The 24,041-nt window shown below is 70.3% G+C and carries 26 protein-coding genes; 10 read left to right on the top strand and 16 right to left on the bottom strand.

The annotated features are described in order from the left end of the window. Together ligD (ACMCNN_RS27680) and ligD (ACMCNN_RS27685) are read right to left on the bottom strand one after the other, a co-directional pair. Positions 1 to 906, bottom strand: a complete 906-nt coding sequence (gene ligD / locus ACMCNN_RS27680; RefSeq protein WP_412743421.1) for a non-homologous end-joining DNA ligase — start codon at positions 904 to 906, stop codon at positions 1 to 3. Further along, positions 896 to 1,855 (bottom strand): non-homologous end-joining DNA ligase, encoded by a 960-nt coding sequence (gene ligD, locus ACMCNN_RS27685; protein WP_412743422.1) that lies wholly within the window; start codon positions 1,853 to 1,855, stop codon positions 896 to 898. The genes ligD (ACMCNN_RS27680) and ligD (ACMCNN_RS27685) overlap by 11 nt, the downstream gene beginning before the upstream one ends. A gap of 132 nt (positions 1,856 to 1,987) precedes the next feature. On the opposite strand from ligD (ACMCNN_RS27685), the gene ACMCNN_RS27690 reads away from it, so the two are divergent. Genes ACMCNN_RS27690 through ACMCNN_RS27700 form a run of 3 tightly spaced genes read left to right on the top strand, consistent with a single transcriptional unit; the run spans position 1,988 to position 4,798 of the window. Further along, positions 1,988 to 2,941, top strand: a complete 954-nt coding sequence (locus tag ACMCNN_RS27690; RefSeq protein WP_412743423.1) for a Ku protein — start codon at positions 1,988 to 1,990, stop codon at positions 2,939 to 2,941. A gap of 14 nt (positions 2,942 to 2,955) precedes the next feature. Beyond that, positions 2,956 to 3,444 carry an NUDIX domain-containing protein gene (locus tag ACMCNN_RS27695; protein ID WP_412743424.1) on the top strand — a complete coding sequence of 163 codons (489 nt, stop codon included), beginning with the start codon at positions 2,956 to 2,958 and terminating at the stop codon, positions 3,442 to 3,444. Positions 3,445 to 3,493: 49 nt separating this feature from the next. Further along, positions 3,494 to 4,798, top strand: a complete 1,305-nt coding sequence (locus tag ACMCNN_RS27700) for an MFS transporter (protein ID WP_412743425.1) — start codon at positions 3,494 to 3,496, stop codon at positions 4,796 to 4,798. Positions 4,799 to 4,837: 39 nt separating this feature from the next. On the opposite strand, the gene ACMCNN_RS27705 is transcribed toward ACMCNN_RS27700, so the two are convergent. Next, complete coding sequence (locus ACMCNN_RS27705; RefSeq protein WP_412743426.1) at positions 4,838 to 5,554, bottom strand: DUF2231 domain-containing protein; 717 nt, start codon at positions 5,552 to 5,554, stop codon at positions 4,838 to 4,840. 460 nt (positions 5,555 to 6,014) lie between these two features. Here ACMCNN_RS27705 and ACMCNN_RS27710 point away from each other — a divergent pair, with 460 nt between their 5' ends. The 4 genes from ACMCNN_RS27710 (at position 6,015) to ACMCNN_RS27725 (ending at position 8,514) form a co-directional block, all read left to right on the top strand. After that, entirely contained in the window at positions 6,015 to 6,455 is a 441-nt protein-coding gene (locus ACMCNN_RS27710; protein ID WP_412743427.1) for a DUF6232 family protein, read from the top strand. Between the two features lie 180 nt (positions 6,456 to 6,635). Then, on the top strand, positions 6,636 to 7,556 hold the full coding sequence (locus ACMCNN_RS27715; RefSeq protein WP_412743428.1) for a helix-turn-helix domain-containing protein: 921 nt from the start codon (positions 6,636 to 6,638) through the stop codon (positions 7,554 to 7,556). A 63-nt stretch (positions 7,557 to 7,619) separates the two neighbouring features. Continuing rightward, positions 7,620 to 7,817 carry a DUF397 domain-containing protein gene (locus ACMCNN_RS27720; RefSeq protein WP_412743429.1) on the top strand — a complete coding sequence of 66 codons (198 nt, stop codon included), beginning with the start codon at positions 7,620 to 7,622 and terminating at the stop codon, positions 7,815 to 7,817. Positions 7,818 to 7,935: 118 nt separating this feature from the next. Continuing rightward, a complete protein-coding gene (locus ACMCNN_RS27725) occupies positions 7,936 to 8,514 on the top strand; it encodes a DUF6226 family protein (protein ID WP_412743430.1) in 579 nt (192 codons plus the stop codon). Positions 8,515 to 8,524: 10 nt separating this feature from the next. Here the strand turns inward: ACMCNN_RS27725 and ACMCNN_RS27730 are convergent, their stop codons facing one another. The 5 genes from ACMCNN_RS27730 to ACMCNN_RS27750 form a co-directional block, all read right to left on the bottom strand. Further along, on the bottom strand, positions 8,525 to 9,724 hold the full coding sequence (locus tag ACMCNN_RS27730; RefSeq protein ID WP_412743431.1) for a geranylgeranyl reductase family protein: 1,200 nt from the start codon (positions 9,722 to 9,724) through the stop codon (positions 8,525 to 8,527). Positions 9,725 to 9,982: 258 nt separating this feature from the next. Continuing rightward, entirely contained in the window at positions 9,983 to 10,507 is a 525-nt protein-coding gene (locus ACMCNN_RS27735) for a pyridoxamine 5'-phosphate oxidase family protein (protein ID WP_412743432.1), read from the bottom strand. A 32-nt stretch (positions 10,508 to 10,539) separates the two neighbouring features. Continuing rightward, the gene (locus ACMCNN_RS27740; RefSeq protein ID WP_412743433.1) at positions 10,540 to 10,809 is read right to left on the bottom strand and encodes a DUF6959 family protein; all 270 of its coding nucleotides are present in this window, start codon (positions 10,807 to 10,809) and stop codon (positions 10,540 to 10,542) included. Further along, the gene (locus ACMCNN_RS27745) at positions 10,799 to 11,320 is read right to left on the bottom strand and encodes a response regulator (protein ID WP_412743434.1); all 522 of its coding nucleotides are present in this window, start codon (positions 11,318 to 11,320) and stop codon (positions 10,799 to 10,801) included. Before ACMCNN_RS27745 ends, ACMCNN_RS27740 begins: the two co-directional genes overlap by 11 nt. A gap of 124 nt (positions 11,321 to 11,444) precedes the next feature. Continuing rightward, positions 11,445 to 12,053, bottom strand: a complete 609-nt coding sequence (locus tag ACMCNN_RS27750; protein WP_412743435.1) for a GNAT family N-acetyltransferase — start codon at positions 12,051 to 12,053, stop codon at positions 11,445 to 11,447. Positions 12,054 to 12,189: 136 nt separating this feature from the next. Between ACMCNN_RS27750 and ACMCNN_RS27755 the strand changes: the two genes are divergently transcribed. Then, complete coding sequence (locus ACMCNN_RS27755; RefSeq protein WP_412743436.1) at positions 12,190 to 12,858, top strand: maltokinase N-terminal cap-like domain-containing protein; 669 nt, start codon at positions 12,190 to 12,192, stop codon at positions 12,856 to 12,858. Here ACMCNN_RS27755 and ACMCNN_RS27760 read toward each other — a convergent pair. From ACMCNN_RS27760 to ACMCNN_RS27795, 8 genes are all read right to left on the bottom strand, one after another. Next, the gene (locus ACMCNN_RS27760; RefSeq protein WP_412743437.1) at positions 12,855 to 13,322 is read right to left on the bottom strand and encodes an STAS domain-containing protein; all 468 of its coding nucleotides are present in this window, start codon (positions 13,320 to 13,322) and stop codon (positions 12,855 to 12,857) included. The two genes, ACMCNN_RS27755 and ACMCNN_RS27760, sit on opposite strands and share 4 nt — an antisense overlap. A gap of 82 nt (positions 13,323 to 13,404) precedes the next feature. Further along, on the bottom strand, positions 13,405 to 14,352 hold the full coding sequence (locus ACMCNN_RS27765) for a helix-turn-helix transcriptional regulator (RefSeq protein ID WP_412743438.1): 948 nt from the start codon (positions 14,350 to 14,352) through the stop codon (positions 13,405 to 13,407). Between the two features lie 181 nt (positions 14,353 to 14,533). After that, a complete protein-coding gene (locus tag ACMCNN_RS27770; RefSeq protein ID WP_412743439.1) occupies positions 14,534 to 15,511 on the bottom strand; it encodes an AraC family transcriptional regulator in 978 nt (325 codons plus the stop codon). Between the two features lie 158 nt (positions 15,512 to 15,669). After that, positions 15,670 to 16,905: an MFS transporter gene (locus ACMCNN_RS27775; RefSeq protein WP_412743440.1), complete on the bottom strand. Its 1,236-nt coding sequence runs from the start codon at positions 16,903 to 16,905 to the stop codon at positions 15,670 to 15,672. After that, on the bottom strand, positions 16,905 to 18,155 hold the full coding sequence (locus ACMCNN_RS27780) for a hypothetical protein (protein ID WP_412743441.1): 1,251 nt from the start codon (positions 18,153 to 18,155) through the stop codon (positions 16,905 to 16,907). The genes ACMCNN_RS27775 and ACMCNN_RS27780 overlap by 1 nt, the downstream gene beginning before the upstream one ends. A gap of 2 nt (positions 18,156 to 18,157) precedes the next feature. After that, positions 18,158 to 19,363 carry an ATP-grasp domain-containing protein gene (locus tag ACMCNN_RS27785; RefSeq protein WP_412743442.1) on the bottom strand — a complete coding sequence of 402 codons (1,206 nt, stop codon included), beginning with the start codon at positions 19,361 to 19,363 and terminating at the stop codon, positions 18,158 to 18,160. Next, the gene (locus ACMCNN_RS27790) at positions 19,360 to 19,944 is read right to left on the bottom strand and encodes a nitroreductase (protein WP_412743443.1); all 585 of its coding nucleotides are present in this window, start codon (positions 19,942 to 19,944) and stop codon (positions 19,360 to 19,362) included. The genes ACMCNN_RS27785 and ACMCNN_RS27790 overlap by 4 nt, the downstream gene beginning before the upstream one ends. Positions 19,945 to 19,994: 50 nt before the next feature. Continuing rightward, entirely contained in the window at positions 19,995 to 20,534 is a 540-nt protein-coding gene (locus tag ACMCNN_RS27795; protein ID WP_412743444.1) for an aminotransferase class IV, read from the bottom strand. A 1,125-nt stretch (positions 20,535 to 21,659) separates the two neighbouring features. Between ACMCNN_RS27795 and ACMCNN_RS27800 the strand changes: the two genes are divergently transcribed. Next, the gene (locus ACMCNN_RS27800) at positions 21,660 to 22,580 is read left to right on the top strand and encodes a phytanoyl-CoA dioxygenase family protein (protein WP_412743445.1); all 921 of its coding nucleotides are present in this window, start codon (positions 21,660 to 21,662) and stop codon (positions 22,578 to 22,580) included. A 78-nt stretch (positions 22,581 to 22,658) separates the two neighbouring features. Beyond that, positions 22,659 to 23,960 (top strand): cation:proton antiporter, encoded by a 1,302-nt coding sequence (locus ACMCNN_RS27805; RefSeq protein WP_412743446.1) that lies wholly within the window; start codon positions 22,659 to 22,661, stop codon positions 23,958 to 23,960. The last annotated feature ends 81 nt before the right edge of the window (positions 23,961 to 24,041 follow it).

Consider the following 24,041-nt stretch of genomic DNA (forward strand, 5'->3'; position numbering starts at 1 on the left):
TCAGGGCACCGCCGGGCCCGCGGTGAGCAGATCCGCCAGCAGGTCGCCGTGCTCCGCCACCCGGTCCAGCACCTCGCCCGCCCGGTACTGCCGTGCAGGCTCGTCACCGACGGCGACCGCCTCCACCTCCGCCCAGGTCAACGGGGTCGACGCGGTCGGGTGGGGCTGGGCACGCAGCGAGTACGGCGCCACGGTCGTCTTCGCCGCGGCGTTCTGACTCCAGTCGATGAACACCTTGCCGGGCCGGATCGCCCTGGTCATCCGCGCGGTGATCGAGCCGGGCACCCGCGCGGACAGCTCCTCGGCGACCCGCTTCGCGTACCCGCTGACGTGCTCGGCGGACTGCGTGCCCGCGATCGGGCAGCACAGCTGCATGCCCTTCTTCCCCGAGGTCTTCGGGTACGCGGTGAGGCCGTCGGCGGCCACCCGGTCCCGGACGAGCACCGCGACCGCGCAGCATTCCCGCAGGCCCGCGGGCTCGCCCGGATCCAGGTCGACCACCATCAGGTCGGGGTCGGCACCGATGCGCCACTGCGGCGTGTGCAGTTCCAGCGACGCGATGTTGGCCACCCACACGAGCGTGGCCAGGTCGTCGACCACCACGAAGTCGATGGTCTCCCGGCTCTTGGTGGAGCCGGGTACGGGCAGCCGCTCCAGGCGTACCCAGTCCGGGGTGCCGCCGGGGGCGTTCTTCTCGAAGAAATGGGCGGCCTCGACGCCGTTCGGGTAGCGGATCCGGGTCAGCGCCCGGTCCCGCAGGTGCGGCAGCAGCACCGGGGCGATGCGCGTGTAGTAGTCGATGACCTCGCCCTTGGTGAACCCGGCGGCAGGATAGAGGACCTTGTCGAGGTTGGACAGTTCCAGGTCGCGCCCGTCGATGTGGACGACGAAACGCTCACGAGGCACGGTCGTCCTCCTCCTCTTCCGCGCACATCCCGGGCGTCTTGTCGGGGCGCAGCCGCAGGAATCGGGGGAACCGCAGCCGCCCGTCGGGGGTGCGGTTGCCGTACCGGATCTCGGCCACCAGTTCCGGGCGTACCCAGTGTGCGCCGCGGGAATCCTCGCGGGGCACCGCGCCGGGCGCGAACGGCGACTCCGATGCGGCCAGCGGCCGCAGCGCGGCCAGCAGTTCCTGCTCGGCGGCCGCGCCGATGCCGCCGCCGACCCGGCCCCGGAACCGCAGCAGGCCGTCCGGGCCGGGCACGCCGACGAGCAGGCCACCCAGGCGCCGGGCGCCGGAACGCCAGCCGCCGATGACGTAGTCGCCGGTCCGGTCGAACTTGACCTTGATCCAGTCGGCGGAGCGGGCGCCCGGCACGTACGGCGCGTCCACCCGCTTGGCGACCACCCCTTCCAGGGCGTGCTCGCGGGCGGCGGCCGCGGTGGCGGCACCGTCGGGGAACGCGGGCGGCACCGTCCAGTGCGGCCCTTCGAGATCGAGGGCCTCCAGCCGGTCGCGGCGCTGCGCGTACGGCAGGGACAGCAGCGCTTCCTCGCCGTACCGAAGCAGATCGAAGATCATGTACGTGGCGGGCAGGCCCGCGGCGAGCCGGGCCGCGCGCCCCGCGTCGCGCACGTGCATCCGCTCCGCGAGCGCCGTGAACGACGGACGCCCGCTGGAGTCGAGCACCACCATCTCGCCGTCCAGCAGCGTCCCGGCGGGCAGTTCCAGGGCCGCCACCTCGGGATACGCCACGGTGACCAGCGTGCCGGAACGGGCCCAGAGCTTCGGTGGCCCACCGGCGAAGGACGCCAGCACGCGCACGCCGTCCCACTTGAACTCGTAGCTCCACCCCGGGCCCGCCGGCAGGGTGCCCGCGGTGGCGAGCATCGGGGACAGCGGTGCACCGGCCATTCGATCACCTTAGGCAGGTGCGAAGACCTTACGCAGGCGTGTCGGTGATGCGATCCTGATCGGGTACGAGCGCGATTCCGGCAGCTCAGCCCGGGTATGTCCCCGGGGGGCGGCCACGGCGGGAGGCGGGGCATGCGGGCGATCTGGAAGGGCGCGGTGTCGTTCGGCCTCGTGTCGATCTCGGTCAAGCTGTACTCCGCCACGGAGGAGAAGGACATCCGGTTCCACCAGGTGCACCGCACCGACGGCGGCCGGATCAAGTACAAGCGGGTCTGCTCCGTGGACGGCGAGGACGTCAGCTACGACGACATCGCCAAGGGGTACGACATCGGCGGCGGCGAGATGGTCATCCTCACCGACGACGACTTCGCGGACCTGCCGCTGACCACGTCGCACGCGATCGACGTCCTGGCCTTCGTCCCCGCCGACCAGATCGACCCCATCATGTACGCGAAGGCGTACTACCTGGAGCCCGAGGGCCAGGCCGCCAAGCCGTACGTGCTGCTGCGCGACGCACTCACCGACGCCGACCGGGTCGCCATCGTGAAGGTGGCGCTGCGCCAGCGCGAGCAGCTGGCCACGCTGCGAGTCCGCGACGACGTGCTGGTGCTCAACACGATGCTCTGGCCCGACGAGGTGCGTAATCCGGACTTCGGTTTCCTCGACGACGACGTGGAGACCCGCCCGGCCGAGCTGGCCATGGCCAGCTCGCTGATCGACTCGATGGCGGGCAGTTTCAAGCCGGACGAGTTCACCGACAACTACCGGGCCGCCCTGCAGGAGGTCATCGACGCCAAGGTGGAGGGCCGGGAGGTCGTCACGCCGGAGGAGGCCGAGGAAGCGCCGGCCGCCGCGGTGGATCTGATGGCGGCGCTGAAGGCGTCCGTCGAGCGGGCCAAGGCGGCCCGCGGCGAGAACCCGGAGGCCCGCGCGCGGGCGATCGAGGCGACCCCGCTGAAGGCGCCGGCGAAGAAGAGCGCACCCGCCAAGAAGGCCGCACCGGCGAAGAAGACGGCCGCCAAGAAGACCACCACCACGGCGAAGAAGGCGGCCCCCGCCAAGAAGGCGGCGAAGAAGTCCGCCTGACTAGGCTGCACCCCGTGGGATTGACGTGGGCGGAATCGTATCTGGGCCGGGTCCGGGCGAGTGTCGGCGACAGCGACACACTGCTGTTCGTGGGGGCGCGCGGGGTGATCTTCGACGAGAAGGACCGGCTGCTGCTGATCCAGCGCTCCGACAACGGCCGTTGGGCCATTCCGGCGGGCGCGATGGAACTCGGCGAGAGCATGGAGGACTGCGCGATCCGGGAGGTGTGGGAGGAGACCGGGCTGCGCGCCACGTCGCTGACGCCGTTCGCGTTCTACAGCCGGTACACGTACACCAACGACTACGGGCACACGTACCAGCAGATCCTGATGTCGTTCCGGATCCACGCGTGGGAGGGCGACCTGCAGACCGTGACGGAGGAGTCCGTGGACGCCGGGTTCTTCCCGCTGGATTCGCTGCCCGGCCCGCAGTCGAGGGTCATCGACGAGACACTCGCGGATCTTGCCGCATTCGAACGCACCGGCACGATGGTCATCAAGTAACCCGAAAATCGTTCGGTCGCTCCGCCGGGTCCGTGGCACGATCCCGGGCGTGACCGACCGACCCCGGCGGCGGCTGGGGCTCGACCTCACTCCGCTGCGCACCTCGCGGGACTTCCGCCTCGTCTTCGCGGGCGGCGCCGTGTCCGGCTTCGGGTCGTTCATCACGTACGTCACGATCCCGTTCCAGGTCGCGGCCATCACGCACGATCCGCTGGCCGTCGGCCTGCTCGGTGTCTTCGAGCTGGTACCGCTGCTGGTGATGGCGTTCGTGGGCGGCGCCCTGGCCGACTTCCTGGACCGGCGGCTGCTGGTCCGCGGCGGCGAGCTGGCCCTCGCGGCACTTTGCGGGGTGCTGCTGGTCAACGCCCTGTCCGACCGCCCGCACCTGTGGCTGCTCTACTTGATCGCCGCGGCCACCGCCACCATCGACGGCGTGCAGCGCCCGGCGCTGGAGGCGATGCTCCCCCGGCTGGTGACGCCCGAGGAGATCCCCGCGACCAGCGCACTGCAGTCGCTGGGCATGCAGATCGCCCAGCTCGGCGGCCCCGCACTGGCCGGGGTGCTGCTGGCCACCGTCGACCTGGCCTGGGTGTACGCGTTCGACCTGGCCACCTTCGCGGTATCGGTGACCTGCCTGTCGCTGGTCCGCGCGGTCCCGCCCCCGCCGGACGCGGACCGTCCGTCGATCCGTTCCGTGCTCACCGGCCTGAAGTACGCCAAGAACCGCCCCGAACTGCTCGGCACCTACCTGGTGGACATCAACGCGATGTTCTTCGGCATGCCGCAGGCGCTCTACCCGTTCCTGGCCATGCAGCTCGGCGGCCCGAAGGTGCTCGGCCTGCTGTACGCGGCCCCCGCGGTCGGCTCGCTGCTGGCCACGGTCGGCTCCGGCTGGACCGGCCGGGTGCACCGGCACGGCCTCATGGTGATCATCGCGGCGGCACTGTGGGGGGTCGGCATCGTCGGCGTCGGCCTGTCGCACATGCTCTGGCTCACCCTGGTCTGCCTGGCGTTCGCGGGCGCCGCCGACATGGTCTCCGGCATCTTCCGCAGCATCATCTGGAGCCAGACCATCCCGGATCACCTGCGCGGGCGGCTCGCCGGGATCGAGATGCTCTCGTACACCACCGGGCCGCTGCTGGGACAGTTGCGTTCCGGGGTGATGGCGCGGACCCGGCTGGGCGTGGGCGGCTCGATCTGGGTGGGCGGGGTGCTCTGCGTGCTCGGCACCGCGGCGCTCGCGGCGGCGTTGCCCGCGTTCGTCCGCTACGACGGCGCGAACGGGATCGCCCGCAAGAAGGCAGAGGACGAGGCCTGGATCGCGGCCGCCGCGGCCCGCACCGCAACGCCCTGACAGCCCGGCCGTCGTTTCAGCAGCAGCGGTCGGCGTCGTTCAGTAGCCGCGGTCGGCGTCGTTCAGTAGCCAGGGTCGGCGGGGAGAGGCTGCCGCTCGTTCGGTGGCCGCGGTCGTGGGGCGGGCGAGCGCCGGTGGGCGGTGCCGCTCGACGAGGTCGCTGCCGTGCCACGCGACGAAGCCGGCCGCCGCGAGCGCCAGCAGTTCGACAGCCAGCAGGCCACCGCCCGCGACCCGGTCGGGCGAGCGCATGCGCAGGATCAGGATGACAGCGAAGAGGATCAGTACGCCCATGCTGCCCAGGATCCGCAGCACACCGGCCCGCTTGGCGGCGGTGCCGTGGGGAACGTACGCCACATCGATGGCACCGGCCACTGTGGCGAGCACACCGCCGACGAGGCCCGCGACGATGTTCCAGTACGCCAGCGCGCCGAGGAATTGCGGGGCGCCCAGCACATCCGCGGTATCGAAGATGACAGCCATCGCGAACAGTCCGAGCGGGAACATGACGAGCACCGGTTGCACGGCCTCACCCGCGATCCGCAGTCGACTCTCCATGCCCTGTTCAGCCTCCCCAGCTGCGGTGTCCTGGATGTGTCCGGCGGTGCGGCCGCGCCGTACTGTGACGGCTTCGCGGTGTGTCGATGTCCGGTCTACCCGACGCCCCCGTCGATGAAACGAGTCTTTGGTCCCTGGCGTGGCGCGACGCATGCGGGCGGGGTCGGTGTTCTCGATGATGCGGCGGTCGAACGCCACCGCGGGATCGGTACGGTCGTGCGGCGCTCTGCCGCGCCACGGGTCTTCGCTGATCCTGTTCGGCGTATGGTCTCACGCTTCCGCAATGGACGCGCCGCGATCCGGCCACCGGATTGGACCGACGCGCCGGCCCTTTGCCCAGGTCAGCGGCGCCGCCGAGGCTACCAGTCGCCCGGCCGATCCGCTGCCATCAGTCGGCTTGTACGCAGTCTGCAACCTGGCAACTTGAGGTGTAGCGATCAGACGGGTGGCGTGCTCTACTGAAGGTGCAGGCATCAGGGCGGAGCTGGAGGGAGACCACGCAACGGCACCCGGCGGCAACCGGGTGCCGTTGTCGCCTCTGGAGCTGCATCACCCTGGAGCACCGTCAGGTGGTAACGAGCGAGGCGGGGGTTGTCTCAGCGCCAATGGTGGCTCCGCTCCCCTCCCCTCGCAAGAAGCGGCGGAGAGGAGTTTCGCGATGAGCACACGTACCTACTACCGCGGAGCTGATGCGGTGGTCACGGACGAACGCTTCGTGTGGCACACCACCTCGACCCGGGTCTTCGAGATCCGCGAGCTGCAGCAGGTCCAGTTGGTGCGCGGGCAGCCCGCCGCCCGCCGGTATCCGATCATGGCGGGCGGCGTGGTGTTGCTGGCCTCCGCCGGCCTGGCCACGCTGACCACCCCGCCGTCGATCCTGCTGGGTCTGCTGACCGTTGCGATACCGGGTGCACTGGCAGTGACCCTCAGCCGGACGCGTTCGCGGACCTGGCAGCTGGAGGCGACGTACCGCGGCCGCGACGTGGTCCTGTACACCCAGTCCGATCCGCGGGTGTTCAACCAGGTCAGTCGCGCTTTGCGGCGCGCGATGGAGGCGGCTCGACCACCGACGACCGGCTACGGCCTGGTTGTCACCTGATCATCGCAGAGCCACCCCAACGGGTGAGTCCGTTACTTTTCGGTGAACTTATGCGCACTCAGATTCGTTCTGATATGACAGTAAGTAAGATGACGCGCGACCTCGCTGGATGCAATCTGGCATTCAGCGAGGTGGCATGATTGCCGCAGATCTCTTCGACTCATCGACGATGAAGGACTCATGGCTGAGGGTGACTCGCCCACTGTGGCCAGGCGGCGCGTTCGCCTGGCACTCCGCGAGGCCCGCGAGGCGGCGGAGTTGACCCAGCAGCAGGTCGCCGATGAGATGGAGTGGTCACTCAGCAAGGTCATCCGCATCGAGGGCGGCGAGGTCAGCATCGCCCCGAACGACCTGCGCCCGCTGCTGACGTACCTCGGCATCAAGGACCGCGCCCGCATCAACGACCTGTTACAGGCCGCCAAGATCGCTCGGACGCGGCAGCGCCGCTTCTGGTGGCAGGCACCGGAGTTCCGCGAGCATCTCACCGATCCGCTGCGGCGGCTCATCGAGTTCGAGGCCGAGATGTCGGCGATCCGGTACTACTGCTTCTATCACCTGCCCGGACCGCTGCAGACGCCCGCGTACGCCGAGGCGCTCATGCACAAGTGGGACGACGAGCTGACCCTGGAACAGATCCGCTACCGGGTCGACGCACGCCAGCGCCGCCGCGAGACCCTGGACGCGCGGCTCGACCACATGCAGATCTACATCCTGCTCGACGAATCGGTGCTGTGGCGGCCGATCGGCGGCAACGCGGTCATGGCCGAGCAGCTGGAGCAGCTCGTCGACCTGGCCGCCAGCGGCCACGTCCACCTGCGGATGATCCCGTTCGCCGTGGACACACCGATGACCAACAACGCCGCCTTCGAGGTGCTGGTCCTGGGCGAGGACATGCCCGAGAACGCGGTGCTGTACCGGGAGAACGGTCTGACCGACGAGCTGGTGGAGGACGTCGCCATCACCTCACGGCACCGCATCCGGTACGACAAGGTATGGAGCGCGGCCACGGACGAGGAGACCACCGTCGCCTTCGTCCGCGACCGGATCAGAGCCCTGCGCGCGGCTGAACACAGCCGGCGGGGCGATACGAATACGCAGTAAAACTCACCGACCCACGGGCCGGTGCGTGCGCTGGTCCAGGGGATTCCTTGAAAGGACGCGCACATGACGGACAGCATCGAACCCACATGGCGGAAGAGCTCCCGCTGCGGCAACGGCACCTGCGTCGAGGTGGCGAAGGTGAACGACACCTACCTCATCCGGGATTCCAAGAATCCCGGCGCCAGCGCTCTCTCGTTCACGGAGCAGGAGTGGGTCGCCTTCGTCGAGGGCGTCACCGCCGGCGAATTCACCTTCGAATGATCCGGTGATCATGGTGCGCGCGATCCGCAGTCGGGATCGCACGCACCTCGGGCCGCAGGCGGCGGCCGGGTTCGCGTTCGACTGAGCATCGCCCAGCCGAGCGCGGCATAATGCCCAGATGGGGGACGTCGACCCGCTCCCCGGGACGTACCTCCGGGTCACCGATCCGGGGCGCTTCGAGCTGCTCCACGACGCGGCCGTGGTGCTGCTCGACGAGCTGACCGAGCGGTACACCGTCGAGCGGCGGGAAACCAGGGAACCCTTCGAGCAGCGTACGGACGGCCCACTGCTGCGCATCGTGCGGCTGATCCCCCGTGCTCCCGTGGCCGGGCCACTCGCGATCGCCTTCACGGACTTTCCCGGCCTCGCGATACGCCTCGGCCGCTGGCACGAACTGGCGCTACCGGTGTGTGGCTGCGACGCCTGCGACGAGGACCCCAAGCAACTCGTCGACGACCTGCACCGCGAGATCTACGCGTACGTCGAGGGCGGGCTGTGGGAGGGCGTGCGGCGCCGCCTGAACGGCTCGCGGTGGGAGACCCGGCTGGTCGGTCCGGACTTCAGCCAGGGGCGCAGCGGCCCGCTCACGATCCGGCTGGCCCGGGCCGCCCGGCGTGAGGGATTCGCGACCGCCGTCCGGTGGGCGCCCTGGAACCGGCGTGCCGCCGATCCCACCGAGCCGCCGCCCCTGTACTGACGTCGTCTGTCTACCGAGCGGGTCGGGGTTTCTGCCGGGCGCGGTCGGGGCCGCCCAGCGCGCGCACCGCCGCCCGGATCGACGGCCTGCGCAGGATGTGGGCCATGGAAAGCTCGCCACGGCAGAACGCCGTGAACGCCCGCCAGCCCAGCGGCGTGGCCATCGCCGTGTGCACGAGGCCGGGATGGCGCTCGAAGACCCCGAGCAACCGGCGCCCGGCCACCATCTCCGGTAGCAGCTCGCGCGTCACCAGCCGCTCGTACTCGGCGAGCGGCGTCTGCTCGGCGAGCTCGACCGGCCCGGCGGCGCAGGCGGCGGCCGCGACCTGGCCCGCCCACGTGCCCGAGCGCAGCGCGTAGCTGATGCCCTCACGGGTCCACGGCTCCAGGAGACCGGCGGCGTCGCCGACGACCAGGACGCGGCCCCGGCGCAGCGGCGCGTCGGCACTGCGGCACCGGGTCAGGTGGCCGGAGTCGCGCCGGACGGGGCGGTCCGCCAGGCCCAGCCGAGTGAGGAACCGCGCGAGATACTCCTTCGTCTCGGCGCCCCGGCCCTTCACCATGATCACGCCGACGGTGAGCTCGTCGTCCTTCGGGAAGACCCAGCCGTACGAGCCCGGCACCGGGCCCCAGTCCAGCAGCACCCGGCCCCGCCAGGCCGCGCGCTGGGCCGGATCCGGCACGACCTCGACCTCCAGCCCGAGATCCTGCTGGTCGAACGTGACGCCGACGTGGCGCGACGTGATACCCGCCGAACCGTCGGCGCCGATCACCACCCGCGCGGTGACTGTCGTGCCGTCCGCCAGCCCGACCGTGGCGGCGTGCCGGTCCTGGGTGAGGCTCCGGGCCTGGCAGTTCTGCCGCACCTTCGCTCCGGCCGCGACCGCGGCGTCGTACCAGGCGAGATCGAAATCGTCACGGCGCACCATCGTGAGCAGCGCGGTGTCGCCGCCCCGGCGGGTGAACGCCCGCCGGCCGTCGACCGCGAAGGTGATCGCGCCGATCGTGTCCCTGGCGGGTACCGTGATCCGCGGGGTGGCGATGCCCAGTGACGTGCCGATGAGGCCGCCGCCGCACGTCTTGTAGCGGGGGTGCGCGGCGCGCTCCAGGACGACTGTGCGGGCCCCGGCCGACGCTGCGGCACAGGCCGCCGCGAGACCTCCGGGCCCGGCTCCGACAACGGCGACATCCCACTCCGGTGCCTCGACCACGTGCGGAGTTTAGCCCCGTCGAGTGCAGGGGCGGGACCGCCGTGCGGCCCCACCCCCGCGCGCAGGACTGCGGCCCCCCTGCGCGCAGCCTGCGGCTCTCAACCCCGCCCGGGGCAGGCGGCGGCCGCACCGATCATTCCCCTGCGCCACGCCGCGATCACCCTGGGCGACACCGATCTTCGCAATGAATTGCGACGAAGATTTGAACGTCCATCGCTTTCCTCCGCGACACACCCGGAAGGTGGAACGGCGATGGGCTCAGCTCGGGACGCCGCGCGCGGCGAGCAGCTCGGTGCGCTTGAAGGCGTAGCCCACCATCCAGTGTGGGCGCAGGCGATACATCCGGATCTCGTCGCCCCACGACAGCGGCGAGCTGCCGTAATGCGCCGTCCAGTGATCGATGGTCTCCGTCCAGCGCGGGTCGTCCGGCGTCAGGTCCTCGACGCGGCCGTGGCTGAAGACGGCCATCTCCTCCCCGTCGATGTGCGCGACGCTCACCGCGGGCCGGGCCTGGAGGTGGCGTGCCTTGGCGGCCGTCGCGCTCGTGCTGAAGGTCCACGTCGCGTGCAGGAAATGGCCGTCGAGCGCGCTGATGCGCGGCTCACCGGCGCCGGTCACGGTGGCGACACTGAGCACCCGCATGCCGGTGAGCAGCGCGGCGAGATCATGTGCCGTCAGCGTGCGATCCGCGTCGATGATGCCCCGCAGATGCCCGGTCGACGTGGCGTGGGAAGCGTCGAGCAGCCGTTGCAGGTCGGCCAGCTCGTCGGCGGTCTCCATCATGGGGGCCACGCTAGGCCGGGGGTACGACGAAATCAGTACGGACGCCGGATCCCCCGCTCCGCCAGCGTCCGCTCGTACGCCTCCAGCACGGCGCCCACCTCGCCGACCACATGATCGAGCTCGCCCAGGGCATCCTGGTCACCGGGCTCCGCACGCAGCGCCCGCGCGGCCGCCGCGAGCTGCAGGTGCAACGCCGCGAAGCCGTCCCCGGGCACGTGGATGCCGGGGAACGCGCGGCCCGGCAGATGCACGACGGCGTGACTGCCCGTACGCGCGAGCACGTCGGCCTTCTCAGAGCTCATTCCGCGAGTCTGCCAGCGGATCCGCGACCACGCCCCCGGTCCGCCGATCGCGCCCCGGGCGGCTGCCGCAAGCCGCCGAAACAGCCGTCGCCTGGCGCACCGGCCCGTCCGGCCAGGGCCGGCACGGGGTCGTGTCGTGCGGGTGCGGCCCGTACTCCGCCAGCGCGCAGACGGCGTCGATCAGCTCGTCGTTGGGCAGCGGCTTGAGCAGGACGGCGCAGACGCCGGCGGCGCGCAGGTCGGTGTCCGCCGTCCGCAACCGGCCGCTGATCACCGCGACCGGCACGTCCGCGGTCTCGGGCCGGGCGCGGATCGCCCGGCACAACTCCAGGCCGTCGAGTTCCGGCATATCGAAGTCGGTGAGCACGATATCCGGTGGCGTGGTGAGTGCGAGGCTCAGCGCGGCGCTGCCGTTGTCCGCGGCGTAGACCGCGAACCCTGCTCGCCGCATCAGCCGCTGCAGCCCGTCGCGAAGGTCGGGGTCGTCCTCGGCCAGCAACAATACGGTCATCGGAGCGCCCCCGCACGCGTTTACCAGCGTTGAGCCGACACTACGCCGCTCGCGCGCCGTCCGGCGGGAATCGCCGCGGCACGCCACCAACGGGTGTCCCACGGACCACTCCAGGGATGCCGGGCTAGAAGTCGATCCGCATCACGGCCCGCCGCGGCGTCGGCGTGGAGACCTCGGTGAACCCGGCGGCGGCGAACATGCTGCGGCTGCCGACGTACAGTTCGCCCCAGCCGTAGGTCTGCTCCGGCCGGGTGACGATCGGGTATCCCTCCAGGGCACGGGCGCCGCGCTCGCGCGCATAGCCCACCGCGGCGGCCGCCAGCGCCCGGCTGACTCCGCGCCGGCGGAAGCCGGTACGGGTGACGAAGCAGGTCACCGCCCACACCCCGGCATCCGTACGGTCCTCCGACCGCCCGCTCCACGGCACCCGGCCGCGCAGCAGGCGCACGTACGCGGTGCGGGGCTCGACCGCGCACCACCCGGCCGGCTCGCCGTCGAGGTACGCGACCAGCCCACTCGTCGAGCCGGCCGTACGGTCACCGCAGTGGGTCTGTTCCCGCAGGCGCCGGGCCTTCTCCCCGACCGGGACCGAGCCCCACTCGGCGTCCCGGATCTTGAACCACTGGCACTGGCAGCGGGACGCTTCCCCGCGTACCCCGAAGATGGTTGTCAGATCGTCCCGGGTCGCCTCGTTGGCCGGGACGACGGAGATCGCGGGGTCCCCGTCCGTCATCGCTGCGCCCTCCGATCGGGCCGCCACGGCCCACCTGGTCCCCCGCATCCTCGCGCACCTCGCCGCCGCGGCCGTGCAGGCCGGCGGCCGCGGGACCGAGTCGTGATCTTGAGTGGACAACGGGAAGAATCTCGGCATGGCCGTCATTCACCGCACCACCACGCTCACGCCGAACAAGATCGAACTGCTCACCCCCTGGCTACCGACGCGGCCGTGGTACGTCGCGGGCGCGGCCGGGCCGGAACTGACAAAGGCCGGCGGGTTCCGGCTGGACGACCCCGAGGGTGCGGTGGGCATCGAGTTTCTGGTGGTGACCGACGCCGCCGGCGCTCAGCCCACCGCCTACCTGGTGCCGCTCACCTATCGCGGTGCCCCGCTCGACGGCGCGGAGCACGCCCTCGTCGGCACGATGGAGCACGGCGTGCTGGGGCGGCGCTGGGCCTACGACGGCTGCCACGACCCGGTACTGATCGCCCAGCTGCTGGCCCTGATCGAGGGCCGGGCCCGGGCCCAGGACCAGAACATCAGCGGCGCCCCGGACACTGACGTCACCCGCGCGTACACCGGCGACGGTCCCGTTTCCGTCGACGTCACCGCCGCCGCGATCGACGACCCGACGGGGACCGAGCTGCGGGGGCCGCACGGTACGGCCATCCGCCTGCACCGCATCCTGCGTCCCGTCCCGGACGGCGCCGCCGTCCCTCCCGCGGAAGCGACCGGCCACGTCAGCGGCTCCTGGCAGCTGGCGGACGGCACCCGTGCGCGGGCACTGTTCGCCGTCCTTTACGCCGGCCGTGGTGCCTAGCGGCCCGGGGCGCGCGGCGGTCGTACCCGTCGTGTCGGTCTTGCGGCGGCGCAGACCCCTCGTGATCCGGCCGGGACGGCACCGGCCGGGGTGGTCGGGCCGGCGGCGCACACCTGTGGGCGTCGTGGCGGCGGCACGGCGACGATGCCGGTGAGGTGCGGCGGCCCGGTGATCGACAGGACGCGTTGCGCGATGCCGGTCGCGTTGACCACCGTGACGCGGCCGCCGTTCTCGGCGGCGGTGGCGTGGTAGCAGATGAGGACTCCGGCGATGGCGGCGTCGAGGAAGGTGACCGCGCTGAGATCGATGTCCACGTGCGGGCCGGTCGTCGGAGGCACCGCATGCAGCGCCGCGACGATCTGTTCGAGGACGTGGCGGTCGAGATCGCCGGCGACGACGAAGCGCAGGACTCCGTCGGAGGTCCCTACCCATCGGTAGGCGGGTTGGTCCTGGAAAGTGGCCATTGCGTCAACCGTCACCCGGACGCAGCGGCCGCGGTAGTGCGCAGAACGCACGAGGTCGGTGACGCTGTCGCGCAAGCGAACGTCAGTCGTTGCGCAGCGTGGTCTGCGGGGTGACCCCGTAGGTCTTGCGGTAGAGGGCCGTGAACCGGCTGTGGTTGGCGAACCCCCACCGGGTGGCGACCGCGCCGACGGTGGTCGTGGCGGGATCGGCCGCCAGCAGGTCCTGGTGCGCGTGGTGGAGCCGGGCCCGGCGCAGGTAGGCCATCGGCGGCATGCCGAGGTGGCGGCGGAAGGCCAGCTGCAGGGCACGGATGCTGACGTGGGCGGCGGCCGCGATGTCCGCGGCGCTGATGTCGTCGGCGGTGTGCTCATCGATGTACGCGACGGCTCGGCGCAGCGTGACGGCGGAGGCGTCGCGGCGGTCCTCGATCGTGGGATGGGTCAGCGCGGTGTTGGGGAACGCGGTGAGCGTCGCGGCGGCCAGCTGGCGAGCCGCGCTGCCGACGATCAGCGGAGACGCCGCGGCCTCGGGGTTGTTGAGCAGTTCGGCGACGAACTGGCGGGTTGACCACCAGTGCGCGGCGACCGCCGTGGACAGCGGGTCGGGACTGAGGAACCGGATCGGTTCGGGCCGGCGGCCGGGTGCGGTGGCCGCCACCCGGGTGACCAGGGCGAGGTCGATGACGCAGACGTCGATGCGGCCCGGCATGACGCGCGCCGTGTACGGCTGATCGGGAAGCGCGGCGAGGAACACGTCGCCGGCGTCGTAGCGTCCGGCACACCCCCGGCGGCGAGCGTCCACGCAGGCGGTTGTCGCCCGGTCGACCACGATCGTCTGAAGTGGCTCGACCCGCACGTCGAGGACGGCGGTCTGCTCGAAGGTGTCGAGGGCGAACGTGCCGGCGTCCAGGCGATGGTACCGCAGCCGGGGAGGTTGACTGCTGCGGACCCGCATCGTGCTGTAGGCGCCGCTGAGCAGATGTTCGATCGCATCGGCGTCGGTGAGTTCCACGGGCGTGGCGGTGTTCATACCGTCCGTTCAGGTGTAGAGCAGGGCTCGGACCGTGGCCGTTGGTGCATGGCGAAACCCTCCTCCCCCGCCCTCAGGTTGTGCAGCCTTCTGTATAACGGACATCGACGTCGCGTGACCACGAGTGTGCACCGTCACGGTGGATTGTGGAACCGGGAGTTCGAGCGACCCGCGGTGGCCGTCAGCAGCGATTCAACGTCTCCGACGGCGCACACCCGTAGACCGCCCGGTAGTAGGCGGCGAAGCGACCCAGATGGGCGAATCCCCATCGGTACGCCACCGCGGCGACGCCCGTCCGGGCCGGGTCGGCCGTGCGCAGGTCATCGTGGGCGTGCGCGAGGCGCACATGCCGCAGATAGTTCATGGGTGAGGTGCCGATCTGCGCGTGGAAGCCCTGCTGCAGGGCTCGCGCACTGACATGGGCGATGCGGGCCAGCGCGGTCAGTGTGTACGGCTGCGCGGGATCGGCGTGGATCGCGTCCACGGCCCGGCGTACCGGCCCCGGCCGGCACTGGTCCGCCGGCTCGTGCAGCGCGTCGCGGTCCGGGTGCTCGGCGACCAGCAGCAGGCCCCGCAGGATCGCGTCGACCATGGGTTGCATCACCACCGGATGCGCGGCCAGGCTGTGCGCGTCGCCCGTTTCGGCGGCCAGCGTGCGTACCAGCCTCGACCAGCCCTGGCCCGGCCCACCGGCCATGTCCATCGCCGGAGCGAACAGGATCGGACCGGCCACATCGCGGCCCAGCAGTGTGCTCAACGTCGATTCCAGCTCGGCGCGCCCGAGCGTCACGGTGAAGTTCGTGCTGGCCGCCGCCGAATCGACGCGAATGTCCCCGACCGGCTGGAAGAGCGCCGCGGTGGTGGTGCTGACCTCGACCTCGGCGCCCCGATGCAGCGATCGCAGCTGCCCGCCCTGAGCGAAACCGACGGTGTAGACGGTGGACACCTCCGGCACTGTCACCCGCAGGGCGGCATTGTGAAACGCACGGGACACCACCAGCGGCCCGAACCCCACCTGTTCATATCGGCACCAGTACGGGCGGTCGCTGCTCAGCGGGAGCATCGACAACGGGAACACCGCCCGCGTCAGCATCTCCCGGGCCTGATCCACGTCCCGCGCCTCGAACGAGGCGAACGCCACCGTCGACGCCGACTGCATGCGCTGATTATCGAACCTGCGCCTGAGCGGGGCCACCCGCCGCCACATTCTGGCCGCGACCGCCGCAGCCGGCCAACGATACGGCGACGGGCCGGCACCGGAAAGATCACTCGAACGGATGACCCTCGCCGCGCAGCCTGCACGCGGCAGCTCATGGCTCAGTTCGCGGCGGCCTCGACCGGCGTCGGTGATCGCTCGGTGACGGCCGATCGGCGGACGCGGGGTGCGCACACCCGGGTCGTCACGGCGAGCGCCGCCACCGTTCCGAGAAGCAACAGCCAGTAGCGGTCACCCAGCCGAGCCGGCCCGAGCGCGGAGGACGCCCCGACGTTGGCGAGGGTCCCGCCCACGGCGACGCCGAACCCCACCAGCCCGAAAGCAGTGGCGTGCTGCGCCACCGGGACCGTCCGGGCGACCTCGCTGTCCAGCCGCGGGTCGACGACCACCTCACCGACGGTGAAAAGCACGACGCCCAGCACCAGGAAGCCGGCGGAGCCGCGACCGAACACGCCGAAACCCACGGCCATCGCGCCCAGGCCGCCCGCGATGACGGCCGCCGCGTTCACCAGCCGTCCCAGGCGGGCGGAGAGCAACAGCTGCAGGACCACCACGGCCACCGCGTTCACCGTGTAGAGCACGCCCACGAAGGACTTGCCCTGCTCCGCGGCCGCGGTGATGGGCATGGCGTACTCGATCTGCACATAGCAGAAGCCGAAGGTGACGGCTGTCAGGACGATCCACCGCATGCGCGGGTGGGAACGCAGGATCGACAGCATGCCGCCCCGAGCGACCGCGGCGGGTTGCGGCACGGTGTGCGGTATCCGGTGGCGTAGCTGCCACAACGGCGGCAGTAGCGCGAGGAACAACCCGGCAGCAACGAGAAGGGTGGCCTCCGGTGCGGCGAGGAACAGCAGCAACCCGCCGGCCAGCGGGCCGAGTGCGGTGCCCGCGTTGTTGGCGGTGCTGCGCAGCGCAAAGACGGCAGTCATCTCCGCCTGGCCGTCGACCAGCCGCGCGAGGGCGGCTTTGCCCGCTGGGATGTACAGGGCGCTGCCCACGCCCAGCAGGCCGCAGGCGATCACCGCGCCGACGTCCGACACCGCGGTCACGACCAGCACGTACGACAGGGCGCGCAGCAGCAGCCCCAGACACATGGTGCGTACCGTGCCGATGCGATCGCCGATCGAACCGCCGAGAGCCATCAGGCCCTGCTGGGCCCACAGCTTGGCGGTGAAGGCCGCGGCTATGGCCCAGGCGGAGGTGCCCCGCTCGGCGCTGAGGTAGACGGCCAGATACGGCAGGACCAGATTGGTGCCGAACGTGATCGCGAAGTTGCCGAACAACAGCAGCAGACAGCCCGGCGTCCCGCGGACAAGGGCAAGGGTTCGCCGCATCAGATACCGGTGCCCACGGACGTGGATTCGATGACCGTCCCGGTCTCGACCCAGCTCTTCAGATCGTCGATGATCCGCTCCGCCTCAGCGCGGGTCTCCGCCGCGATCAGCGCCGAGGCGAAGTTCTCCACGCTGGTGTGCGCCTGGTTCAGTCGCGCACCGATCGGTGCCATGACCTTGAATCCCGTGACACCGGGGAGGGGACATTCGCCGGGAACCGCACGCAGCACCCCCGGGCGGGGCGGGAAGAGGGCGAGCCCGCCGATCCGGACGGGCCGCGCCGGAATCTCCGGCAGCACGCCCCCGGTCAGCGCGCGTATGTAGAGCTCCGGGAGGTGAACGCCGAAACCGATGCGGACCTGCTCCTCGATGCGCCCGCCGGCCATGCGGCAGGCGATCTCGTTGAAGACCAGACCGTTCGCGGTACCGAAGAACTCGGCGTGGAAGATGGTGGTGTCCGGCGTCGGCATGGCTTCCAGTACGGTCCGCGTGAGGCTGCGCAGCGGGTCGAGCAGCGGATCGTCGGCGTCCAGCATGGTGCTGTGGAGCATGTCGCCCGCCAACATCCCGAGGCATGTGGTGGCTCCCTGGGAGGACGGCCACATCAGCACGACCCGACCACCGACCATCAGGCCGTCGACGTGGAAGAGTTCATGCTCGACGTACTTTTCGACGAGCAGCGCGGTGTCGTCGTCCGCGCCCAGGCCCTCCGCGCGGGTCGCGAAGTCCCACATCTCCTCCTCGTCGTGCAGGACCTCCACGCCCATCGAGCCACCGCCGCGCCGGGGCTTGACCACCACGGGAAACCCGTGCTGCCGGGTGAATCGAACCAGCGAGGTAACCGCGGGAACCGCCGCGTACGGCGTCAGCGGCACGCCGGCCTCGGAGAGCAGGTCCTTCATCGCGAGCTTGTCGCGAAACGCCGTGGCACTGAACTCGGTCTGGCCCTTCAGCCCCAGCAGCTCACGCAGCCGGGCGGCGCGGAGAAGGTCGAACTCCGACGTGGCGATGATCTCGTCGATGGGCACCTCCGCGTGCAACCGCAGGACCTCGTGTTCCACCAGCACACTGTCGTGATAGTCGGACATGATCACCGCGTCGTCGAAGGTGGCGAGCTCCGCCTGGCGTTCGGCATCGTCAGCGTTCAGCCCGCGGGCGTCCGAGATGAGGACGAGCCGGTGTCCCTCGCCGATCCACGCCCGGTAGGGCCGGGTCGCGAGCGCACTCCGGTTGAGAATCAGGTAGTTCATGGTCACCGTGCCTCGATGTCGATGTGGAACGCCTCGTACACGCGGGCCACCGCTGCCTCGGCCTGCTCGGTGGTAGGCGCCTGCAGGAAGACCAGCGCGCTCGCGGCTGCGGAGTTGATGCGTTCGGGCACGACGTCCCCGACCCGCAGCAGCGGCGTCACATCGACGACGGACGGCAGGGCCCGCAATTCGTCGGCACCGGTCAACGCGACGACGCGGCCGGGCCGAAGCGGGAGGTAGCAGTGAGCCGTGACGCCCGCGACGGGCGCATCGTCCACCTTCGGATCCAGGCCCAGCGCCAGCTGGAGACTCGCCCGCCACACATCGACGCCGGCGTGCAGGCTCAGGGCGTGCGGGATGCCACCGCCCGCCGCCCGGCAGGCGATTTCTCCGGCCAGCAACCCGTCCGACGTGGCCAGGAACTCCATGTGGGTGACACCGTCGACGAGTCCGAGGGCGGCAACCGCACGGGCATGCAGTTCTTCGATCCGTACGCCCACCGGGTCGTCGGCGGGCAGGGTGACCGAGCCGAACAACGCGCCGTGATCCAGGACCGGCGTCAGGTAGCGCGAGGCGGCCGCGAACACCACCTCGCCGCCCCGTACCACGCCGTCACAGTGGTATTCGGCGACGACGTCGACGAACTTCTCCACGATCAGGGGGCAGCGCAGGGCGCGGATCGAGGCGGCGTCCGGGGAGGCGGCGAACTCCGCGAGCTGCTCGGCCGATCGGACGACACTGATGTCCATCGACCCGCCGCCGACCACGGGCTTGACCACCACCGGCCAGCCGAGGTCGGCGGCAGCCCCGGGCACCTGGTCGAGACCGTAGGCGAGCCGGAAATCCGTGACCGGCAGCCCGGCCCGCTGCAACCGCTGCTTCATCGCGTACTTGTGGGAGAAGCCGTGCGCGACCTCCGGCCCGATGCCGGGGATGCCGAAATACGTGCGGACATAGCCGGTCTGGGTCTGGCCCCGCTCGAACGGCGCGAAGATCCGGTCGATGTGACGCTCGCGCAGGAGGTCCAGCACGGCAAGGCGCAGGAGCTCCACGTTCTCGACGTCGTCGACGAGACGCACATCGACGTCGGGGCCGTACCGTTGGAGGTGGCCCGGCTCGGTGATGACCGTGAGGTGGCCGATCTCCGGTGCGTCCCGGATGTGATCCGGCAGGACGTTGCCCTTGACGTGCACGAACAGGACGTTCATGACGTCCGCCCCGCATCCGCGCGCCCGGTCCGCGGCAGCGACGCGAAGGTGGCGACCCGTTCGGTGACGTTTCCGACCGGTCGCGAGTTGACCGGCTCCAGATCGTCGGGCGTGCCGATGTCCAGTGAACCCAGGAGCCGCTCTGCGGGCGTCAGGCCCAGCAGTTCGTGCGCGGACCGGCTCGTGCACAGACGGCCCGTGCGCCAGATGCTGCCGTACCCCCGGGAATGCAGCAGCAACATCAGCCCGTACGCCACCGAACTCGCCGCGGCCAGCTGTTCCCACTCGGGGACCTTGTGATTCTCTGTGGGGCAGAAGACCAGCGCCGCCACGAGCGGTGCTCGAAGCATCCGCTGGACGGTGCGGGCCTGCTCCTCCGGCGGTTCGCCGATCGCCAGGTGCCGGCCGAGGGTGTCGCGCTCGTGCCCGCGCACCAGGATCCACCGCCACGGCCGCATCTTGCCGTGATCGGGAGCTGCCGCCGCACCCTTGAGCAGCTCCGTGAACTCGGCATCGGACGGTGCCGGTTCGTGCAGTGCATGCCGGCTGCGACGGGTGACGACAGCGGTCAGAACGTCCATCTTCCTTGCTCCTCGAGGGGTCGTTGCAGTGGTGGGACTTCTGCCGGCCGCTACCTCCGGGCGCGGGCCTGCCGAAAGAATCGATCCACGATCAGGGTGCTCACGGGGCACGCCGGCCAGTCGCTGAGGACGGCTCCGTCGACGGAACGGACCGGAGCGAACTCCAGCTCCGTGCCGCACACCATGACCTCCTGAGCGGCGCCGAGCTGCGCCGGGAGCGGCTGCCCGACCGACAGGTCGAGCCCGAGTTCCGCAACGGCGGAGAGCACCCAGCTCCGCATGACCGGCGGACGCTCCGGGTCCGCCGCCGGGGGACAGATGACCCGGCCGTCGGAGATCACCAGGACGGTCAGCTCGGACTCGGCGACGACTCCGGAGGAAGCAAGCCGGACCGGTCCGTCGCCGATGCCGGCCGACAGGTCGATGCCGGCGCCCGTAGCGAGCCACCGGGTCCGCGAACGGGGGGCGATGGCTGCCGTCAGGCTCACCGTCGGCTCGCGCGTTCCGGCCGGGTGCGGCGCGAGCTCGACGGTGACGTCGATGCAGGCGTCTTCCGCCGGGATGTGCCGGTCGACCAACCTGCCGATCATCTCCGCCGCATCGGATCTGAAGTCGCGGCGCCATCCCAGGTCCGCACAAGCGAGGTGGAGTCGTTCGAGGTGCGCGTCCACCATCCAGGGGCGGAGAACCTCGTCCGTCCCGGCGTACGCCCGGATGAGCTCGTTCACCCGGGTGGCAGCTGTCGCCGCGCGGGCCGTGGCGGCATCCGGCAGTGGTCCCAGCGAGCGCGTCGCCCGGGCGGGCGCCCCCGGCGGGGCCGGCTCCCCGACCCCGCGATATCCGCGGCAGATCGCCTCGGGTGCGGGCGACGGGTTCTGGTCGGCGGGCACGGCCGACCGCAGGCATAAAGGTGTCACGGGTTGCTCTCCAAACGGGTACGGACAGCCGGTCATCGACACCCGGGCCGGGCACTACCGGCGCGACGGGGTCGGATCCTGGACAAGGCTGGGGTCGGGCGGTTTCGCGGAACGCCCTCAACGGACCGCGAGCGAACCCGAGGCGTCACTTCTCGCCTGGCTCACTCGCAACGCGCCACGCCCGTGCGTGTCCGGGCGATCAGGATGACAACGGCGTTCGTTGTGCGAGGGTGGGCGGTCACCGCGCCGAGCACAGGCGCATGCAACCGTGCGAAATCAGTGCGCTCACCGTCTGCGGGTGGATCGGGTGACGACCGCCGAGATTAAACCACGGTCCACCATGGAACGCATCGATCCAGCCCGTCGACCGGTGGGTTTTCGAACCCGATACTGCCTCTTACCTGCGATTTCCGTACGGTGTGATCCGAGTCACTATCATTTCGGGTACGCCCATCCGGATCTTGTGTGGCAGACTCCGATCCGGACGGGCCAGCAAGGGGCGCATTCACGCCGTGGCCCACATTTCCGAAGCTTGCCACTTCGGTCCCCGTTGCCGAGTGTCTGCGATCACCCGCCGCGCCACTCGATCATCACCCGCATTGTTCGGCTCGCACGGCAGACGCCGTCGGGTCTTTATCGCGGCGGCCGCATTCTGCCCGCCTTCCGCGATGGGTGAACTGTGACCACATGACCCTCGGCGACAAATCCGATTGACCCGCGCCCATCAATGGGCGCCGGCGCATCACACCCAGGTGGCGCCCGCCTCTGGCGTGTATCGAAACGAGTCAAGGAGCAGCAGTGATCAATCCGGACTTCTCCATCAGCACGGAGGACGTGGAGCACTTCAAGAAGCACGGCTTCGTCAAGCTTCGGAACATCTTCTCGCCGGACCTCATCGAGCACATGCGCACGCTGGGAACGTCCCAGGTCACGGCGCCGTCCGACAACTACGGCAAGGGCTTCAGCCGGCTGAAGTACGACATGTGCAATGACGATCCCACCATTCTCAAGCTCACGGGCGAGCCGGCCTTCGCGGCCGCGATGTCCAAGCTCATCGACGAGGAGATCTTCTTCACCCAGGGGCTGGGCTTCGAGCTGGAGAAGAACAAGAGCACCGGCGCCCCCTGGCACGTCGGCAGCCAGAGCTTCGGCTACCAGCGCAGGGAGGACTTCGGCTGCACCATCTGGACACCCCTGTGCGAGATCAACCCCGCCGGCCAGCGCGGGGGCATGAAATACCTTTCCAAGGAACTGCTGTCCGGCGAATTCGTGTACCAGCAGATCAACCTCGTCCCAGAGTACTTGAAGCACGAGATCGAAGCCGGGCGTGAGCTTTCCTGGAGCGACTTCAGTGCGATGAAGAACGACATCATCAACTCGCCCGAGATGCTCAGCCTGCTGGACCACTTCGCGGTCGAGGACTCCTTCCAGCTGGGCGACGCCCTGCTGTTCGACAAGTACGTCCTGCACGGCAGCGTGCCCTTGGGTGAGGGCCCGATCCCGTCCCGGCTGGCCTACGTCCTGCGCTTCTCGTCGACCAGTGCGCGATACGACAAGCACCGCGTCGAGATGCTCGGCTACCCGAGGGCAGTCTTCAACTACACGGTGCCGAGCAACTACAACGAGACGATCGCTTCCGAGGACGGCGAGCTGATCTACGAGAGCCCCTACTTCGACGGCAGCCGCGAAGCTCGCACGCTGCCCCGCATTTCCGACTGAAAACCATAGCGCCGCGGCCATGCTGACGAGTTCACGTCGGCATGGCCGCTCCTATGAGCAATCCCCGTTTGGAGACTCATGGCAGCGGAAGCGATTCACGACTCTCTACCCGATCTGTTGATTGCGATCCCGGCGGTGATTCTGGCCTGCAAGGCCGGCTCAGGATTGATGCGCCGGGTCGGCCAGCCGCCCGTCGTGGGCGAGATGGCGGTCGGCATCCTGCTCGGACCGTCATTGTTGGGCTGGCTGTGTCCCGCCGCCCAGGACTGGTTGTTCCCTGCATCGGTACTGCCCTACCTCAGCACCCTGGGCAACCTGGGACTGCTCGCGTTCATGTTCCTGGTGGGACTGGAGCTGGATCTCGGCACCCTGCGCGGCCAGGGCAGGATCGCGGTAGCGGTGAGCCAGACGAGCATCGCGCTGCCGCTGGCCCTCGGTTCGCTGCTTGCTCTGGCGATGTACCACTCACTCGCACCCAAGGGTGTCGGCCTGCGGGAGTTCGCCTTCTTCATCGCGGTGTCGATGAGCATCACGGCGTTCCCCGTACTGGCCCGGATCCTGACCGACCGCGGTATCTACCAGACCCGGCTGGGAGCGCTGGCGATGGCCTGCGCCGCGGTCGACGACGTCACCGCGTGGTGCCTGCTGGCCCTGGTGGTCGCCATGGCGAAGAGCAGCTCGCCCCTCGACGCGCTGACCACAACGCTGTCGGCGGTGGCGTTCACGCTCGCCATGCTCTACCTGGTGCAGCCGATCCTGGCCCGCTGGGCCGAACGGGCCGAACGCCGGTACACCGACAGCCTGGTCCTGGTGGTCCTGTTCAGCGGACTGTGCCTGTCCGCGGCGGCGACCGACAGGATCGGCGTACACGCATTGTTCGGTGCCTTTCTCTTCGGGGTCGTGACCCCGCGCGGGAAGCAGATGATCGAGCGGCAGGCGGCCCGCCTGCGAGCCGTCACGCTGCCGCTGTTGCTCCCGCTGTTCTTCGTGGTCACCGGCTTGAAGACAAGCGTTTCGACGCTGGTGGACGATCCACGGCAGTGGTGGTGGGCTGCTGCCGTGCTCGCGGTGGCGGTGCTGGCCAAGTGGGGAGGCGCCACCGGCGCGGCCCGGCTGAGCGGCCAGGGCTGGCGCGACGCCCTGGCCATCGGCGCACTCATGAACAGCCGTGGGCTGACCGAACTGGTGGTGCTGAACATCGGACTGAGTCTCGGCGTCATCGGGACGAACCTCTTCACGATGCTGGTGGTGATGGCGTTGCTGACCACCGCCGCGACATCGCCGGCACTGGAGCTGCTCCGCCGGAAGCGGCCCGGGGAACGGAAGCCGGACGCACCGGCCGACACCGCCGAGCCCGGGATCCCGGCCAGAATCGGCTGACGCGGATCCCGGCCCTTGGGATCTTCACCCGGGGCCGGGGTCGCGGCGTCATCCCAATCGCCAGCAGGTCGTAAAGTTTGG

Source organism: Krasilnikovia sp. MM14-A1004 (assembly GCF_047159485.1).
Lineage (GTDB): Bacteria > Actinomycetota > Actinomycetes > Mycobacteriales > Micromonosporaceae > Actinoplanes.